The organism is Wolbachia endosymbiont (group A) of Rhinocyllus conicus (assembly GCF_947250775.1).
Lineage (GTDB): Bacteria > Pseudomonadota > Alphaproteobacteria > Rickettsiales > Anaplasmataceae > Wolbachia.
Genome location: NZ_OX366349.1, coordinates 1144343 through 1162257, shown reverse-complemented (window position 1 = coordinate 1162257; position 17915 = coordinate 1144343). Strand labels below are relative to the sequence as shown.

Annotated in this window: 20 protein-coding genes and 1 tRNA gene; 10 read left to right on the top strand and 11 right to left on the bottom strand. The window is 35.2% G+C overall.

Annotation, left to right across the window (positions count from 1 at the left end):
* Positions 1-221 precede the first annotated feature (221 nt).
* Positions 222-392 (bottom strand): hypothetical protein, encoded by a 171-nt coding sequence (locus OOK92_RS05785; protein WP_264735517.1) that lies wholly within the window; start codon positions 390-392, stop codon positions 222-224.
* Between the two features lie 107 nt (positions 393-499).
* Between OOK92_RS05785 and OOK92_RS05780 the strand changes: the two genes are divergently transcribed.
* The 3 genes from OOK92_RS05780 (at position 500) to OOK92_RS05770 (ending at position 2956) form a co-directional block, all read left to right on the top strand.
* Positions 500-1747 carry an IscS subfamily cysteine desulfurase gene (locus tag OOK92_RS05780; protein WP_253309635.1) on the top strand — a complete coding sequence of 416 codons (1248 nt, stop codon included), beginning with the start codon at positions 500-502 and terminating at the stop codon, positions 1745-1747.
* A 124-nt stretch (positions 1748-1871) separates the two neighbouring features.
* On the top strand, positions 1872-2015 hold the full coding sequence (locus tag OOK92_RS05775; protein ID WP_264735516.1) for a hypothetical protein: 144 nt from the start codon (positions 1872-1874) through the stop codon (positions 2013-2015).
* Entirely contained in the window at positions 2000-2956 is a 957-nt protein-coding gene (locus OOK92_RS05770) for an IS5 family transposase (RefSeq protein ID WP_264735368.1), read from the top strand. Before OOK92_RS05775 ends, OOK92_RS05770 begins: the two co-directional genes overlap by 16 nt.
* A gap of 397 nt (positions 2957-3353) precedes the next feature.
* Here the strand turns inward: OOK92_RS05770 and OOK92_RS05765 are convergent, their stop codons facing one another.
* The 3 genes from OOK92_RS05765 to lipB all read right to left on the bottom strand — a co-directional run bounded on the left by OOK92_RS05765 (position 3354) and on the right by lipB (position 5600).
* Positions 3354-3494 (bottom strand): hypothetical protein, encoded by a 141-nt coding sequence (locus OOK92_RS05765; protein WP_264735515.1) that lies wholly within the window; start codon positions 3492-3494, stop codon positions 3354-3356.
* Positions 3495-4005: 511 nt separating this feature from the next.
* The gene (locus OOK92_RS05760; RefSeq protein ID WP_264735514.1) at positions 4006-4983 is read right to left on the bottom strand and encodes an LD-carboxypeptidase; all 978 of its coding nucleotides are present in this window, start codon (positions 4981-4983) and stop codon (positions 4006-4008) included.
* Entirely contained in the window at positions 4983-5600 is a 618-nt protein-coding gene (lipB, locus tag OOK92_RS05755) for a lipoyl(octanoyl) transferase LipB (RefSeq protein ID WP_253309637.1), read from the bottom strand. Before lipB ends, OOK92_RS05760 begins: the two co-directional genes overlap by 1 nt.
* 273 nt (positions 5601-5873) lie before the next feature.
* Here lipB and OOK92_RS05750 point away from each other — a divergent pair, with 273 nt between their 5' ends.
* From OOK92_RS05750 to OOK92_RS05740, 3 genes are all read left to right on the top strand, one after another.
* Entirely contained in the window at positions 5874-6107 is a 234-nt protein-coding gene (locus OOK92_RS05750) for a DUF6290 family protein (RefSeq protein WP_010081986.1), read from the top strand.
* The gene (locus OOK92_RS05745; RefSeq protein WP_319803922.1) at positions 6083-6346 is read left to right on the top strand and encodes a type II toxin-antitoxin system RelE family toxin; all 264 of its coding nucleotides are present in this window, start codon (positions 6083-6085) and stop codon (positions 6344-6346) included. Before OOK92_RS05750 ends, OOK92_RS05745 begins: the two co-directional genes overlap by 25 nt.
* Before the next feature lie 235 nt (positions 6347-6581).
* The gene (locus tag OOK92_RS05740; RefSeq protein ID WP_264732042.1) at positions 6582-7775 is read left to right on the top strand and encodes a phage portal protein; all 1194 of its coding nucleotides are present in this window, start codon (positions 6582-6584) and stop codon (positions 7773-7775) included.
* A 302-nt stretch (positions 7776-8077) separates the two neighbouring features.
* Here the strand turns inward: OOK92_RS05740 and OOK92_RS05735 are convergent, their stop codons facing one another.
* Together OOK92_RS05735 and OOK92_RS05730 are read right to left on the bottom strand one after the other, a co-directional pair.
* Entirely contained in the window at positions 8078-8752 is a 675-nt protein-coding gene (locus OOK92_RS05735) for a hypothetical protein (protein WP_264735513.1), read from the bottom strand.
* A gap of 97 nt (positions 8753-8849) precedes the next feature.
* Positions 8850-11402: an AsmA-like C-terminal region-containing protein gene (locus tag OOK92_RS05730; protein WP_264735512.1), complete on the bottom strand. Its 2553-nt coding sequence runs from the start codon at positions 11400-11402 to the stop codon at positions 8850-8852.
* Between the two features lie 19 nt (positions 11403-11421).
* On the opposite strand from OOK92_RS05730, the gene OOK92_RS05725 reads away from it, so the two are divergent.
* The 3 genes from OOK92_RS05725 (at position 11422) to OOK92_RS05715 (ending at position 12792) form a co-directional block, all read left to right on the top strand.
* Entirely contained in the window at positions 11422-11616 is a 195-nt protein-coding gene (locus OOK92_RS05725) for a hypothetical protein (protein ID WP_264735511.1), read from the top strand.
* Positions 11601-12557: an IS5 family transposase gene (locus OOK92_RS05720; RefSeq protein ID WP_264735368.1), complete on the top strand. Its 957-nt coding sequence runs from the start codon at positions 11601-11603 to the stop codon at positions 12555-12557. The genes OOK92_RS05725 and OOK92_RS05720 overlap by 16 nt, the downstream gene beginning before the upstream one ends.
* A 70-nt stretch (positions 12558-12627) precedes the next feature.
* Positions 12628-12792 (top strand): hypothetical protein, encoded by a 165-nt coding sequence (locus tag OOK92_RS05715; RefSeq protein ID WP_264735510.1) that lies wholly within the window; start codon positions 12628-12630, stop codon positions 12790-12792.
* Between the two features lie 142 nt (positions 12793-12934).
* Here OOK92_RS05715 and OOK92_RS05710 read toward each other — a convergent pair whose 3' ends face one another.
* Together OOK92_RS05710 and murJ are read right to left on the bottom strand one after the other, a co-directional pair.
* The gene (locus tag OOK92_RS05710; RefSeq protein ID WP_264735509.1) at positions 12935-13102 is read right to left on the bottom strand and encodes a hypothetical protein; all 168 of its coding nucleotides are present in this window, start codon (positions 13100-13102) and stop codon (positions 12935-12937) included.
* Complete coding sequence (gene murJ / locus OOK92_RS05705) at positions 13095-14591, bottom strand: murein biosynthesis integral membrane protein MurJ (protein WP_264735508.1); 1497 nt, start codon at positions 14589-14591, stop codon at positions 13095-13097. The genes OOK92_RS05710 and murJ overlap by 8 nt, the downstream gene beginning before the upstream one ends.
* A 150-nt stretch (positions 14592-14741) precedes the next feature.
* On the opposite strand from murJ, the gene OOK92_RS05700 reads away from it, so the two are divergent.
* A tRNA-His gene (locus OOK92_RS05700) sits at positions 14742-14817 on the top strand.
* A 60-nt stretch (positions 14818-14877) separates the two neighbouring features.
* Here the strand turns inward: OOK92_RS05700 and OOK92_RS05695 are convergent.
* The 3 genes from OOK92_RS05695 to OOK92_RS05685 form a co-directional block, all read right to left on the bottom strand.
* Positions 14878-15213 (bottom strand): hypothetical protein, encoded by a 336-nt coding sequence (locus OOK92_RS05695; RefSeq protein ID WP_264735507.1) that lies wholly within the window; start codon positions 15211-15213, stop codon positions 14878-14880.
* A complete protein-coding gene (locus OOK92_RS05690; protein ID WP_264735506.1) occupies positions 15188-16876 on the bottom strand; it encodes a recombinase family protein in 1689 nt (562 codons plus the stop codon). Before OOK92_RS05690 ends, OOK92_RS05695 begins: the two co-directional genes overlap by 26 nt.
* Positions 16877-17138: 262 nt before the next feature.
* Positions 17139-17879 carry a reverse transcriptase N-terminal domain-containing protein gene (locus OOK92_RS05685; protein WP_264735505.1) on the bottom strand — a complete coding sequence of 247 codons (741 nt, stop codon included), beginning with the start codon at positions 17877-17879 and terminating at the stop codon, positions 17139-17141.
* Positions 17880-17915 lie beyond the last annotated feature (36 nt).

Below are 17915 nucleotides of genomic sequence, written 5' to 3'. Positions count from 1 at the left end.
GCGAATGAATCGCGGTATGACGGTTAAGTAGGGTGTCATTCCAGTCTGGAATCTAGTTCTTATTGTACATTTACTTGGTGTAGAGTTAAGTTTCCTGGATCCAAGTAGTCTGGGCACTGGGATGACGAGAAAGGAGCACTGCCATTATAGAGTAAAATGAGATCCCAGTGTCTGGGCACTGGGATGACAAAAAAGGGGCTACTCGGATGACAAAAAAGGGGCTACTCGGATGACAAAAAAAGGAGCACTAGAATGACAGGAGAAGGGGCTACTCGGATGATACTATTATAGAGTGAACCAGTGTCAGCTACTCGGATGACAAAAAAAGGAGCTACTCGGATAACATCATAGGGGCGCTGGAATGACACCATCACAGAGTGAACCAGCGTCATACACACATCCCTTTGGTGACAATGTTTGTTGATGCAAGATTATACCTTGAAAAAATTAAGTTTTAGTGCTATTAAATAGTTGTAAATTTTGTCCCTGTGGTAGCTTTATGAATGTTGAAAGTAAGAAAATACATGATACTAAAATAAAATTACCAATATTTCTTGATTATCAATCTACTACTAAAGTGGATCCCCGTGTTTTGGAGGTAATGATACCTTATTTTGGTGAGTTCAGTAATGCACACTCTCGCAGCCATTCATTTGGTTGGACTGCTGAAGAAGCAGTGGAAAAAGCAAGGAAACACATCGCTGATCTGGTGAACGCAGATAGCAAAGAAATTATCTTTACCTCAGGTGCAACTGAGTCAAATAATACAGCAATCAAGGGCATTGCTCACTTTTACAAAAATAAAGGAAATCATATAATAACTGTCTGCACGGAGCATAAGTGTGTTCTGGATTCTTGTCGGCATCTGGAAAATGAAGGCTTTAAAGTTACATATTTGCCTGTTAAGCAAAACGGAATTATAGATTTATCAAAGCTTGAGGAAGCAATTACTGATAAAACAATCCTGGTTTCAGTGATGATGGTAAATAATGAAATCGGAGTAATTCAGCCTGTAAAGGAGATTGGTAAAATATGCAGAAAGCATAATATATTTTTCCATACAGATGCAGCTCAAAGCTTTGGAAAAGTTCCAATTGATGTTAATGAGATGTGCATTGATCTTATGAGTCTCTCTAGCCACAAAATTTATGGACCTATGGGAATAGGCGCATTATATGTCCGTAGAAAGAATCCTCGTGTTAGGCTGATACCATTGATTAGTGGTGGTGGACAAGAAAGAGGTATGCGTTCTGGAACAGTTCCAACACCTCTTGCAGTTGGTTTTGGTGAAGCGGCACGTATCGCTAAAGAAGAAATGGAAACGGAAGCAAGCAAATTGGAAGGACTGAGAGATATTTTGTACAATAAGATAAAAGAAGCATTTCCTGATATCGTTTTAAATGGTGATTATGAAAATAGAATTCCTGGCAACCTAAACTTGAGCTTTCCCTATGTTGAGGGTGAGTCTCTCATCATGGCAATCAAGGATTTAGCAGTAAGTTCTGGTTCTGCGTGCACGTCTGCGTCTCTTGAGCCTTCCTATGTCATACGGTCGCTAAATAATGGCCACGACCTTGAGCATTCATCAATTAGATTTGGCCTAGGCCGATTTACAACTAAAGAAGAAGTTTTGTACGCAGCAGATCTTGTTGCTAAAAATATTGGCCGACTGAGAGAAATGAGCCCACTTTGGGAGATGGTACAAGAAGGAGTAGATTTGAACACCGTGAAATGGGACTTTCATTAAATATATCCATTCAGCCAGTCCAACTGCAAATGCACTTTGAAATTACTCTGCAACCATTCACACTTAATTCTGCAATTCTTTGATCTCACTCATAGCTGTACGAACATTCGTTTTTGAAGGTAAATTGCACAGCAAATGGTGTCATCCCAGTGCCCAGACACTGGGATGGCTTTGTTGCATAGCAACCGAAAAAATCTGGTGGCTACTGACAAAATTCATTATAAATAACCATTTAACTGTTGAAGAAAAAATATGCCACAGAAAATGAAAGTCAGTAACCAAAACGAATATAACAAATTCCTTGAAAAAAGGGGAAATATTTTTCGTTACATCGATGAAGCTATCGAAAATTGGTATGAAAATAGTCCAAAAATGCAGGGCGGCAACTATATTTACAGTGATAAAGTCGTAATTTTGGTGCATATAATTGTCAATCTTTTTAGAATTGGGTTAAGACAAACGGTGGGGTTTATAAAAGGATATCTGCAACAAATAGGAAAAAATTTGGCAGTTATCAGCTATTCACAAGCATCAAGAAGGTTTAAAAAACTTAATATTAAGATAAATGATTGCAGGGTTGATAAAAGCAACATGGAAAATATTGAAATTATCATAGATAGCACAAGTATCAGCATTTACAGTAACACTCCTGGCCACAGTAAGGAAAACAGTGCAGATAGAAAGTACCGAAGCTACGAGCAAGTAAGAAAGTTACATGTTATGTTAAGTGTGAATAGTAAAAAAGCTATAGCTGCAAGATACAGTAATGGCGTCTACTCTGACCACTATGGAGCTTGCGATTTGCTTGAAGAAGTTAATTTTCAGCACAAAATAAAAGCATTATATGCAGATAGGGCATACGATAGGCACAAACTTTATAAATTGTGTAAGAAATACGATATAAAGACAAAAGTTCTACCAAAAAAGGATGCAGCAGAACATTCAAAAATAGATTATATGTCTGACAGGAATGCTGCTATTAGGTTAATAAAATTATATGGACAAGATGGTGTAAAAGAGTGGAAAAAGGAAGCAATTTATGGAAAGAGATCTTACATAGAAGGATTTTTCTCAAGGTTGAAGCAAGTATTTGGATTTAGCTTTAGGAATAAATCTGAAGTAAATCGTGAAAAAGAATTACTAATTAAGTGCTATTTGCTCAACAAATTCACTGATATTGGTATGGCTAAATTTGAAATCATTACATAAATTTGTCGTAAACCATCACTGCTTAAGGTGCTATGCAACAAAGCCCACTGGGATCCAGAAATTTTGCTTATAACTGAGCTGATGAGCTAAAGGTAGTTGTCTTACGCTAAAACAAACGTTTTTAATTAAGTTGCATAGAAGCTGGATCCCAGTGGGCTTTGTTGCATCGCTACTTATGAAAGGCTAACTATAGCTAGGATTATAAGCAACCTATTGAAAATCTTGTTTTTTTGCAATCAATCTGATCAAATTTAAGAATAGTAATTTATTATTTATATTAATAAACTTAATTCTATTGAAAATAGCTAAAGCATTGAAATTCTTGAATTTTAGCCGGATTAGTGAGTGGTAGTGAAATTTCTTTTACTCAAATTTAGGTATTCACTGACCGTTCTTGTTATAAATACCAGAATAATAAGCTACTGATATTCTCCATCTTTTTTATCTTTAATCCATCATAGCTAGCGATGCAACAAAGCCATCCCAGTGTCTGGGCACTGGGATGACACCCATAAGTGTTGAAAGTGCAATCACACAAGGTGATTAATGGTATGTAAATCTCCTCTTGATATCAACCTTCGTTGTTGGGAAAGCAGATAAACCACGTCGAAAATTCGCTTAAACCTTCTAACCACAGGCAAAAAGGCGCTTTTTTAATTTATTTTATTACCATTGAAATTTATGCCGTTAACCACCTTATATAATGCCACTTATAGCACTTTCAACACTTATGGATGACACCCCACTGGTGGCCCAAACTACAACGTTCGTACAGTTGTTAGCGCCGCGGCAGTATGACGGTTAAGTACGTGTTAGCGGGATCTAGAGATACCGCGAATGAATCGCGGTATGACGGTTAAGTACGTGTTAGCGGCTAAGAGATACCGCGGCGGCATGACGGTTCGCGGTGGTATAATAACTCGTCATCCCGCTACGTGTTAGCGGGATCTAGAGATACCGCGAATGAATCGCGGTATGACGGTTAAGTACGTGTTAGCGGCTAAGAGATACCGTGGCGGCATGACGTAGAGCTCGCATTAGCTATAAGATTAGCTAACATTCTGCACATCCATAAAAAACAAACCTTCTTTTTCGTCTTGAACGCTAATAATAGCGTGAGTGTTAAGAGGTAAAGGGTCATTTGTATGTCCATGGCCTACCCCTTTCATTGTAAATACAGGAAAGTTAACACTTTTTGCAAGCCTTTCTTTTACAACTTCAACAAGATTACCATTATAACAGTTAACGAAATCCCCAAAGATTACTGCATGCACTCCATCAAAAATGTGAGCTTGTTTTAGGTGATCTAAACTGCGCTCTATTGCGTATGGGTAAACTCTTATGTCCTCTAAAAATAGAATTTTACCTTTCGCATTTATTTGCCAAGCGGTTCCTATACTATTTTCAACTAAAGTCATATTACCACCGATGACTTTAGACTCTAATCTGCCATCTTTTAGTCTAATGCCATTGTTTATCATCTTTAGGTTATCAAATCTGATAGAATCCCGCTTGTTAAGAATTAACTCTTTCAATTTTTCAACAGAGCTTTCAGAAACGGAGCTATTTACTATCATTTCCAACATGGTGCCGTGAAGAGTTTGCCAATCATATTTAGCTTGTAGATAGATGTGCAAGGCAGTTATATCGCTATAGCCTATGAGGATTTTTTTGTTTTGAGCAATCCTTTCTTTTTTATCATTGGGTAACTTTTCTAGATAGGGAATTAACCGAGAAGCCCCTTCTCCTCCTCTGATACACCAAATTATTTTACTATCATTAGTTAGTGCACTAACCAAATCATTTGCTCTGAATTCATCAGAGTTGGAATAAAATGGATTGTCATTACTATATATTTTTTCCGAAATATGGGGATTAAAATCCGAAGCTTCTACATATTCTTTTATAGTAGTCAGATCTGATTCTTTTCCCTTGGAAGAAGGAGCAATAATATCAACTCGGTCGATTGCATGAATACCTGTGTTAGCACATAAAGTGAAAATAAAATATAAAAGGTAAATGATCATTAAAATATCTTATAAAACTCTTTTTTTAGTATATCATCCAATTCAGAGAGTGGAACTTTCACTCCTAGTTCTTCCATTGATGTGACGCCATAACCTTGCAGTCCACAAGGAATAATACCCTTATAGTGAGAGAGATCTGGAAAGACGTTAAGCGCTATGCCATGATAAGTTACCCATTTTCTTAAGCGAATACCAAAAGCTGCAATTTTTTTTTCTACTCCATTGTTATTCACCCAAACACCTATTCTATCCTCTTTAAATTCTCCAAGTATATTAAATTGCTTTAAAACATTTATTATCCACTTACTTAGGTCTCTAATATATAGCTTTATGTCGCATTTATTTCTTTTTTTAAGGTTTAACATTAAATATATGATGCGCTGTCCTGGACCATGATATGTGTGTTTACCACCCCTTCCTGTTTTATATATAGGAAATAGTTTTTCAACAATATCATCATCTGTTGCACTGATTCCTGCAGTATAAAGTGGAGGGTGCTGGAGTAGCCATACCAATTCGTCTGCTGAATTATTGTAAATTTGTTGAATTTTTTCTTCCATAGATTTTACGGCACAGTTATAATCAATAAGCTGATTAGATATTAGCCATTCTGTCATATTCTATTTCTTTTTTTTTAGTATAGCAGTTCGTTTTTTCCTGTCATCCAAGTGCCCTCTTCTTGTCATTCCAGTGTGTGACACTGAGCGCAGCCTTTCTTATTCCTAATATACTTAATACTAACTTCTGTGCTATTTCTCCTTAACAAACATAGTACATGACAAATGTTTAATTGTTTGTCAACACAGGTCCTCTTTACGTATAGGCAACTTTTTTTATTGAAAAATTCAGAAAAATGTTGTATAATTATTAGTAGATTTTAGGTAAAATATATGGCAAACTCAAAATTTAGCATAACTTTCAACAACGAAATTTCAGAGTGTCTTGCTGGACTGGCTAAAATAAGAAATAAGTCCATTAAAGAACTAACAGAGAAGCTAATACAAGAAGCAATTGAAAATGAGGAAGATAAAATACTAATTGAGCGTGCTGCTAAACGTAATGTTTCAGGTGTAAAGAAAATTAGAAGTGAGGATGTAGACTGGAATACAATATTATCTTCATAGAAAGCGTTCTTGAGAAAGACCTTCCAGCTCTTCCAAAAACAATAAGATTAAGGATCATAAATGCGATAAATAAGCGCCTTACAATTGATCCCATTAACCTTGGTGAGCCATTATATTACAGATTTAGAGGACAAAGAAGATTAAGGGTAGGTGATTATCGCGTTATCTATTCCGTAAATATTATAAAATATGAAGTGGTTATCAAAGAGATAGGACACAGAAAAGATATTTATAAGTAAGTACATCATATAAACATTAAATATATTTTTACTCCTTCCTGATTCATTTTCTACCTTAGGTGGCTTCGCTCAGCTCAAAAAAAAAGCTCATTCTTTTTGCTACCCCTTATTGTGCCTGCCATTTAACTACTGTGTAGAGATTGCTCTCAAACATAATGTTCGTACGTTAGTATATCCTTCCTGTGACACCAATTGATATAATTCTACCACAAATTCAATTTTTTAGGAGGCACATATGAATTTCAACATCTTTCAAAGAAAAAAAAGCGCAGTATTTACTAAATATTCTGCTTTGCAGCTAATGATGGAACCAAGTTGGAGTAAGCGTGATTATGTAAGTTTTGCTGAGGAAGGTTACATAAAAAATGTTATTGCCTTTCGAGCAATTAATATGATTGCAAGTGCTGCATCTTCGGTACCTTTTACTCTCTGCCAGCTTACTGAACAGGGAAAATCGCAACTAAAAGCCCATCCATTACTGAAATTACTTTATTCTCCTAATCCAATGACATCAAAATCGGAATTTATTGAGGGGATTGTAACTTATCGGTTAGTTAACGGCAATTCTTATATATTGATGGTTGAGTCGCAGAACAATAGAAAACCACCAACAGAGCTTTATCTTCTGCGCCCTGATAGGGTTGAAATTGTTCCAGGGAGAAATAACGTTCCTTATATCTATCGTTATACCATAAATAACAACGGTTATGACTTTAAAGTTGATAAACTAACCGGACGTTCAGCAGTGTTGCACCTAAAGACCTTTAACCCTTTGAATGATTGGTATGGATTATCACCAATTGAGGCAGCTGCATACAGTATAGATCAGCATAATCAGGCGGGTGCTTGGAATCAAGCGATGTTGCAAAATGGGGCAAGACCAAGTGGTGCAATAGTTGTGAAATCAGCGAAGGACGGGAGTGGTGGAAGTTTAAGTCAAGAGCAGTACCAACGCTTAAAAGAGCAAATAAATGATCATTATTCAGGTTCTGTCAATGCTGGAAGACCGATATTGCTTGAAGGAGGCTTGGAGTGGAAAGAAATGAGCTTATCACCAAGGGATATGGATTTTATTGAGTCCAAACACAGTTCAGCTCGTGATATTGCCCTGGCTTTTGGCGTCCCGCCGCAGTTGCTTGGCATACCAGGTGATAACACTTATAGCAATTTAGTCGAAGCACGCTTGTCCCTCTGGGAACAGACGGTTTTACCAACGCTAGAAAATATTATCTGTCACCTGAATTCTTGGCTAACACCAAAATTTGGCGAGGATCTGTGCTTGTCGTACGACAAAGATGCAATAGAAATTCTCATGGAAAAGAGGCAAAAGTTGTGGAAATACGTAGAAAACGCAAGCTTTATGACACTCAATGAAAAAAGGGAAGCATTTGGCTTGCCACCACTGCCAGGTGGTGATGAGTTAGGTTAAGTTTGATCCGTTCAGTTGTGCGGCTAAAAGACAACTTAGAAGAGTTTAAGTTTTTGCTTTGTACTTTGTAAAATATTAAAAAAATCAGCCAAATTACACCATATTTAGTCCATTTTATCCTATAGTTTTGGGTTTACCGAGGGTTCGTCATTCTGCTACATGTTAGCGCCGCGGCGGTGTGACGTAGGGTTGCACTAGCTATAGCAACTTTGTCTGCGCAACCATTTTCTACCGCACCATTGAACAGATATGCTTGAAGATACCCGTTCAGATGAGTTTATTGTCTCCTAAACCGTACACGCCTAACAAGCTACCGCTAGAGCTTGTGAAAAATTCTCTATTTTTATTCCCTTTAATTTACTGGATAAGTTGTCTACAAACAAATCTGATTTAGTGCAGATCTGCTCTATTTTTTCAGGAGATAAAGAGGAATCTAATTGATTCGCTATACCAGACACTCCATTTAAAACTACTCCAGCACCATATGGTACATATGACACAGTATATATAGCACCTGACGTAAAATCTAGTAAGTTCTGAGAAGAAGTGGTAATTTTATACCCTACTGTGTTTTTATCTTCTCCTTTGCATTTTTTAAGCACTTTTGATGCACCACGAGGAATATAAGATATACCAGCTATACCATATGAAGCCCCATTTAAGGCGTACGATACAACTACCGTTGTTGCTGATAGTGCTTTGGCTCCATATTTTGCAGTATAAAGCAATGGCTTAAGGGCATAAGAAATAGTTTTACCTTGTGATTCAGATTCAAGCAACGAATTTAGTTCTTCTTGTGTTGCTGCACATTCAAAAAATTCTTTCTCATCAATTTCTGCAAGATCAATCTCTTCAAAACCCTCATCAATATCTACAGGAGTCACTGTTTCTTTTATAGGGCTAACTTCTACATCACTTCCAATAACACTTGAATTATTAGAATTTTTGCCAAAAAGATTCGAAAACATACTAAACATTTTTTTTTACCTACAACTTAACGCTCATATCAATATATTAACCTAATATTAACCAGGTGTCAAGCACATATGACTCTTATAAACAGATGTTAGTAAATTAACTATTCCTCTTGCCAACCAGAGCGATGAAGATTTGGTCTACATCAAAACTCATCTTAGGACGCCAAATAGGGCCATCCAAATGCATATCGATATAGATTGGATTACTATAGTTTGGTGGTATGAAAAAGAACCTGAATATAGAAGCTAAAGCGAAGTTAGATAAGGTTAAATTAGAAGAGATCGACCCTGATGCTTGATCAATCCCGAATTGTAAACTAGTTGAACATATACCACTCTTAATACTTGCTTTTCCGCTAATATTTTCAAAAAATGTACTGCCATTATATATATCAACATAAGCAAATGTGGAAATTTCAGACTTATTCTTACTGCTTAACAAATTAGCGATAAATGAATTGAAATCTACATTAGTAACTTCTATTCCCTGCGCTTGTAAGTTTACATCTCCTGATAAGCTATTAGCCCAATCATGAAAACTTTTTCCTTGAGTTTTGATTGCACCACTTAAGCTTATCTGACCATTTACATTGTCAATTCCTATAACCTTACCAATCTTTTTAGTGTCCAAATTTACAATAGAAAATCTTGTATTCATTGAGTCTGATCTTAAATAACCCTGAAAAAACACTTGCCCGTGTTCTAATACGTAACTTGCCTGCCTGATAGTGATAACGTTGTTTCTCATTACCGCATCCAAATTAAAATCTTTCAAAACATTCTGCTCGGTTTTAAATTCTGCAGTATTGATTTGCACATTTGCATCAAAGCCTTCTTTGTCATCCAAAAAATCAAGCTGCTTTGTTGACCATTGGATTTGATCTATCTCATTTCTTGAATTTCTTTTTACCTCTACTAAATTTGGTAATTTAAAGATATTTCCATTAAATTTATTGCCCGTAAGGTTCACATCTAATAAAGGTTTGGCGTATTTTTGATCTACTAATATTTTTGCATTACCGGTAATATCGAAGTCTTCTCCAGATAGTTTTATTTTATCTGCAACTAGCTTACCTTTTTCCATTTTCAGCAAAAAATCCAAATTTTTAATTTTCGTATCATTCAATGTAAGGTTATTAACACTGGCCTTTATATTTGCATCATACTGAAAATTTTTCAGCCGTTGCATTTTAGATAAACTGCTAAATAATGAATGATCATATTTATCTGCATCAAGATTATGCATGCTAAATTCACCATCAATCACACTGCGTTTTTTTGTGTGGCTTACTCTAATTGACCCTTGCAAGGATTCCTTATTATTTAGCAGTCTAATGTCTGAGATAGATAATATTCTTGGTGCAAGGTGCAGTTTAGAACTTAGTGTAAATTGATTTTTCTGGTTTTCTTTCATCTTTATAGAAGGGAAAAAACATGAAATGAACGACTCAAAATCATTTCCTTCTACTAACAAATCACCGTTGAATTCAGATAGGGCATTATTGTTTGAGATCTCTCCTGATAAATAAGATATATTATTGATTCCAGGAAATTTGAGAAGCGTATTAACTTTTACTTTGCCATCAGTGGATTTTAGTACAGCACGGAAATTGTCCAATATTTTGTTTTGATATTGAATGTTAGAAGCTTCCATATTAAAATTTAAGCTCAAGTTCTTTGGCACAACTGCTCTAAAACATTCCAGAAGGTCTTTTATATTCGTTGTTTTTTGTGAATTGTCTTGTATGGAATCTAAGTCAACTTTACTGAAGCTAATATTGAAATTAGTGTGATCGCTTTTTCTATCATTTTGTATTGTACCGCTGGCTTGCATGCTTTTGGAATCAATTTTCAAGTCAGTTACCGTAAACTCATTTTCATCGAGGTTGATATTAGATGATATCTCAATATTTTCACTAGGAATAACACAAGAGAGAAAGCTAAGATTAATGATTTTTGCTAAATCACCCACAGAACCGGAACTGTTATTAATTGTTAATGTTAAATTACCCTGGAGTTCTTCTTGATTTCTATTACCTGTAAATAGCAAATTTACAAAATTTGATTCAACACTAATGTATGCATTCTTTTTTGTGATATTAACCTTTCCTGAAAAATCGTAATTATTATCACCTACCTTTACTTTACCAGAGAATTGCCTATTTTTTTTTACAGCAACTTCCTTTATATTAACAATGCTGCTATAATTAGCGAAATCATTCTTAAAACTTACTTGGCTGTCTTTTATTACTATATCGACTGTGTTACCACTGGCTTTTGTATTTATAATATTAATTAAATTTTCTTTATTGCTTTTCATGCCAAACAATGTGATTGACTTTGGTTGCAACGAGAATAAAAGCAACGATAGGAACGATGGCCTTATTTCAATTTTTCTTACACTAATTAAATCTGATAGCTTTTGCTCTTTATTTTCGTTGTATTGTATATATACATTATGAATAGTGAGCTTTGGAGTAATGAGTGAAACTTCAACTTTCCCTCCAATATGCACTTTAGCATCATACGTTCTCTCCAACTCTTTTATGATATATTTCCTGTAGCCACTCCAATCCTTAAAAGTTGCAGCAACGTGCATGAGAATTAATAGCAGCGAGATTGATAATATGGCGTATATTGAGAGCTTCATAATATGCCTCTTAATTGCAATGGAGTTACTCTATTTCCTACCTTTGTCATCTCAATGTCTATCTTTGTCATCCCAGCACCCACTCCTGTCATCCCAGTGCTTGACACTGGGATGGCTTTGTTGCATAGCAACCGAAAAAATCTGGTGGCTACTGACAAAATTCATTATAAATAACCATTTAACTGTTGAAGAAAAAATATGCCACAGAAAATGAAAGTCAGTAACCAAAACGAATATAACAAATTCCTTGAAAAAAGGGGAAATATTTTTCGTTACATCGATGAAGCTATCGAAAATTGGTATGAAAATAGTCCAAAAATGCAGGGCGGCAACTATATTTACAGTGATAAAGTCGTAATTTTGGTGCATATAATTGTCAATCTTTTTAGAATTGGGTTAAGACAAACGGTGGGGTTTATAAAAGGATATCTGCAACAAATAGGAAAAAATTTGGCAGTTATCAGCTATTCACAAGCATCAAGAAGGTTTAAAAAACTTAATATTAAGATAAATGATTGCAGGGTTGATAAAAGCAACATGGAAAATATTGAAATTATCATAGATAGCACAAGTATCAGCATTTACAGTAACACTCCTGGCCACAGTAAGGAAAACAGTGCAGATAGAAAGTACCGAAGCTACGAGCAAGTAAGAAAGTTACATGTTATGTTAAGTGTGAATAGTAAAAAAGCTATAGCTGCAAGATACAGTAATGGCGTCTACTCTGACCACTATGGAGCTTGCGATTTGCTTGAAGAAGTTAATTTTCAGCACAAAATAAAAGCATTATATGCAGATAGGGCATACGATAGGCACAAACTTTATAAATTGTGTAAGAAATACGATATAAAGACAAAAGTTCTACCAAAAAAGGATGCAGCAGAACATTCAAAAATAGATTATATGTCTGACAGAAATGCTGCTATTAGGTTAATAAAATTATATGGACAAGATGGTGTAAAAGAGTGGAAAAAGGAAGCAATTTATGGAAAGAGATCTTACATAGAAGGATTTTTCTCAAGGTTGAAGCAAGTATTTGGATTTAGCTTTAGGAATAAATCTGAAGTAAATCGTGAAAAAGAATTACTAATTAAGTGCTATTTGCTCAACAAATTCACTGATATTGGTATGGCTAAATTTGAAATCATTACATAAATTTGTCGTAAACCATCACTGCTTAAGGTGCTATGCAACAAAGCCCACTGGGATCCATCTTATTTTCATCATGGGCATTATTTCAGCGTATGCTCCTAGAATCTGTTGTCTATTGCATAATTTGCAAATATTTTTATATCTGGATCCCAGTGGGCTTTGTTGCATAGCTAGCTATGATGGATTAAAGATAAAAAAGATGGAGAATATCAGTAGCTTATTATTCTGGTATTTATAACAAGAACGGTCAGTGAATACCTAAATTTGAGTAAAAGAAATTTCACTACCACTCACTAATCCGGCTAAAATTCAAGAATTTCAATGCTTTAGCTATTTTCAATAGAATTAAGTTTATTAATATAAATAATAAATTACTATTCTTAAATTTGATCAGGTTGATTGCAAAAAAACAAGATTTTCAATAGGTTGCTTATAATCCTAGCTATAGTTAGCCTTTCATAAGTAGCGATGCAACAAAGCCATCCCAGTGTCAAGCACTGGGATGACACCGTTTGCTGTTCCTTTAGCAAAAGATCTAGTTTATACATATTTCAAATTATTCAAATTTCCTCTAAACATTAAATAGAGAATACCAAAATAAACAATAACACTCAAAGCTATTAAAGTCGTTAAATAAACAATACGAGCCAATATTTTATCAAAAAATAATCCTGCCAACAAAGAATTAAAAATATAAAGGGCTATTGACATGACTACCGTTGCTACAAAAATTTTCATGATATTTAACAATAACGCTTGGCTAACCTTATACATTTTATTTATTGTTAAATAACTAATTAATAGAATGGAGTTTATCCAAGTGGAAACGGAAGTAGCGATAGCAATCCCCGTGTGCTGATACTCGTTCATTAACAAAAGGTTTAGCACTACATTAATTCCAAGGCACATTAGTGAGAACATAGTTGGTATTTTTAGATTGCCTTTAGCAAAAAACGTGGGTAGCAATACTTTATTTATAATAAATGCAGGTAAAGAAAGAGAAAATGCTATTAACGTGGGAGCAGTTTGCTGCACTGCATAATGATCAAACCGGCCGTAAGAAAAAAGCGTAAGTAAAATTATGTCGGGAATAATAATAAAGGCAGCAGTTGTTGGCATAATTAACATTAATCCTATGTTGAGAGCCTTGTTCTGTATTTTGACTATATTTTCAGTATTATTTACCTGTTTTGAAATTAAAGGAAGAAGCACTGTACCGATTGCAGTACCGATTATTCCCTGCGGTAGTTGATTTAGTCTATCGGCATAATATATATAGGACACCGCATTTGGTATAAAACTCGCCATGATTGTGTCAATCCATACACTTATTTGAGTTACACAATTGTTGATAATTGCAGGTATCACACGCTTAAAAAACAACCTTACTTCATTGCTTAATTCAAGGCTAAAAGAAAAAGCTGCCTTTAACTTGTATGCACTAAATAGTATCAAAAGTAGCTGGAAAATTCCTCCTATAAGGACAGCTATAGAAAGGTTGTGCGCTGGAGTTTTTATGTAAGGCACAAACAAACTGATGATTAAACAGAGATTCAAAACGATTGGTGCAATAGCTGTTGAAGCAAAATGCTGCTTTACTTGCAGCATTCCACCAATAAGTGATGCAATTGAAACAAAGATTATGTAGGGCATCATAATTCTTGATAAAGTAACAGTAAGGGTAAACTTACTTTGGTCAAATCCAGGAGCAAAAATTTGAATCATATAAGGGGAGAAAGTTTGCATGATAAGGCAAAAAATTACTAAGATAATAAACGTAATGGATATTACACTACTTGCAAAATTAAATGCCTTTTTATCATCGTGTGATTCTGTTGAATATAACGGTATAAAGGACGTGGTAAATGCTCCCTCTGCAAAAAATGCGCGAAATAGATTGGCAAAACGAAACGAAGAAAAAAATATGTCTGCAAGAGAGTTTGCACCAATAACCGTAGCAATCAATACATCTCTTATTAACCCTGAGATCCTTGAAATAGCCGTAAAAAAACTAAATGTGAAAATACTTTTAAACATACCACTACTTCATTAGTATCAATACAATTAACTATAATAGTAAAAGTATCAATGAAAATATTTATTGGCTAAACTTAAAACCCTCTACAAAAGGAGAGTTAAATAATCAATTGACTATTTGCGCTCGTATGTTAGATATTTTATATCTTGGCGGGCGTAGCTCAGTTGGTAGAGCGTCAGTTTGTGGTACTGAATGTCGCCAGTTCAATCCTGGTCGCTCGCCCCACTAAAATTTTCTGCTTTACAGAAATATGAACAAGTGGTAATACTATTATTTATCAATTAATTAGGGAGAGTATATGGATGACAACACTAAAGCTTTTTTAATATTGTGCGGTGCAGCATCAGTAATAGGAGCACTTACAGGTTTGGGATTGAGTTTCACAGCTTTGTCACCTTTGGTTATGGGTGGAATTGTTGCTGCCGTTCCTGTAATATTATTGGCTGCATGTAGTATATGCAAAGGAGGATGCTCCAAGAAAGATCTTTTCAGTATGGCCGTTTCATGCGTTGCAAGCGCTGCAATTGGAGTTGGCCTTGCTGCAGCCGCAACTGCTATTTTTCCTGGTGCAATGCTTGGAATGGGCTCTGCAGCTTTAGCAGGTGCAACAATAGGAGTCATTACCCCGCCAACAATGTTGCAAATTTTTCTTTTCTTCTCGATTATTTCCAGGAGAGTTTGGTAGCTCTTTTACACGAAATACCACATTTACGTCCTCAAGGTTAATTTCAATTCTCTTGACTAACGTTCTAATAATATCACGTTTAGTTAGCCAGTCTGCGTTATCAAGGTTTGATGTAATATTGGAAGAAAAGTCTTCTAAATTGGTTACAACCAAAGTTAATTCCTGTTTTAATTTCTTTTGATCGAATATCCTTTTCTTCTCCTCTTCAATTGTTTTTAAACTTTGTTTCATTGCTTTAATTCGTGGTTCAAATTCTTCTTGATTAATATATTCTTGAGCATAACTATCAATAAGTCTAGCAATACCACGTTTTAATTTATTTTCTTGTTTCTCTAGTAAATCGCTTTTTTGATCCCATGATGATTTTTTAAGCTCTGAAAGTCTACGCCTGTATTCTTCTAAAACCCTATTTGGATTTTTCAATAAATGCTTAACCTCTTCCCAAACGGCTGTTTCTAATGCATCTGTACGAATGTGTTTATTATCACAAATTTTATTACCACCAAAACGGTAAGAATCTCTACCAATACAACGATAATAAGCATAATGATCAATTTTTTCTCCTCGCTTATTTCTTACAGGACTTCCGTAATATGCATAACGACAACGCTTACATACGATTAAACCTTGTAGTAAATATTTTGCTCCTCTTTCTCTTGTCCTTGCTATTTTTCTATTCTCAGCTAATTGTTCTTGAACTATATCAAATACATCTTCGTCCACTATATTTGGCACTTTAACATAAATCCAATTTGCTTTTTCAACAGAATAGGTAGAGTAATTATCTTTCGGTTGTTCACAAGAATGTTTCTGTGGTCTGATATGTTGTAACTTTATACCTACTTTTGTTTTACCAAAAGCCGCTTGTCCTTTGTAAGCAGGATTTTTTAACATACCCCAAATCACACTTCTATCCCAGTACTTTTTTCCTGTTCGTGTTATAATAGACATAGTGTTTAGCCGACGACACACTTCCCCAATACTTGTCCTTTCTCTTCCTATCCACAAAAATACTTTCCTAACAACATTAGCTTCTTCTTCGTTTATTTCAAATAAAGCTTGTCCTCCTCCCATATATTTATCTATATAACGATAACCATAAGGAGCTCCTCCCATTACGCTTACACAACCTTTATTAGCTGCATAAATCTTTCCGCGACGACTTCGTTCCATAATTTTCGCTCGTTCATATTCTGCTATCATACCTTGCATTTGTAACAGCAATTGAGATTCTGGATTATCGTTAATCTCATAATTTAAGAAAACCGTTTCTGCTCCTGCTTTCTCAAATTCTTCAAGTAATACCATTTGATATGCATATTTTCTAGATAAGCGATCAGGTGAATGAATGTAAATTCTATCAATTTTACCTTCTGTTACTTTATCACGTAACTTTTCTAGATCAGGACGGACTAGATTAGATCCACTGTAGCCATTATCAATAAATTTATACTCACTTAATAATTTGTATCCATCCGTACTAATTTGCTTCTCTAAAGCTGCAACTTGACTTGCTATTGTATTTTCTTGTGCTTGTTTCCCCGAAGAAACTCTTGCATATAAACTCACTGTTACCATTTGATCCTCCTTGAATCCCATTTTTATGTTTTAAATTTTTTTGGCTTACTTGCTTTGACACGGCTTTTTCATAAGCATCTAACAAATACTTTTCTGCCAACCGGTTAGTTTCATAGCTACAGCTAATCCGTATAGCTAATCTCTTATTTCCCATGAACTTTCCTTGAAATAATATGTTCATATCATTCATTGAAACTGATGGTTAATTGATTGTTGGCACTATAAATAAATGGCACTCTTGTTTTTGGACATAGAAGTTTTCGAGAAATGCTTTTCTCTAATTTTACGTTTTTTGCAACATTGTTGGCGGGGTAATTATACCTCCTTGCGGGGTACCAGCAGTTGTGGGGTACAAGGTTTTTGATTCTAGGAAACCAGCCTTTAACCAACTATGGAGAATTTTTCTCTCCATAGGAATGTGCTTCATAAGCCATTCATGGTTAATGTTGTCAAAGCACCCTTTGATATCACCTTCTAGTATCCATTGTGGTCGATTGCGCCTTGCCAGTAATAAGTGACAAGCAACAATAGCATCCGCGCAGGATCTTTTAGATCTAAAGCCATAAGAGTGACGATCACTGATTGTTTCAGCTATCGGTTCCAGAGCAAACAAATATAATGCTTGCATGGCTCTATCTTTTATCGTGGGTATTCCAAGAGGTCTTCTTTTGCCATTAGATTTACTGATATAAATTCGTTTTAGCGGAGAAGGTTTATACCCTCTTTGTTTTAACTGCTTTATTCCTTGAAATTTAGCATTGTAAGTTGACCATAGTTGACGATCTACACCTGCTGTGTTTTTTCCTTGGTTTTCAGTTACTCTTTTAATGGCTAAAGCTTTTCCACTAAAAGAGCGTGTTAAGAGATGTTGTAAAGATTTTACCTTACTCCATCTTCCTTCTTGAACAGCCTTAACAATACGCCTTTGTAGCCTCATAACAACCTTTTGGCATTTCTTCCATGGCAACTGGTTCCATGCTTCGGAGCTGTTGGTAGGTGCACTTACAGTTTTACTTGTAATCATCTGCTTTCCTACCTTAAGTGGTTGACAAAGTTTCTT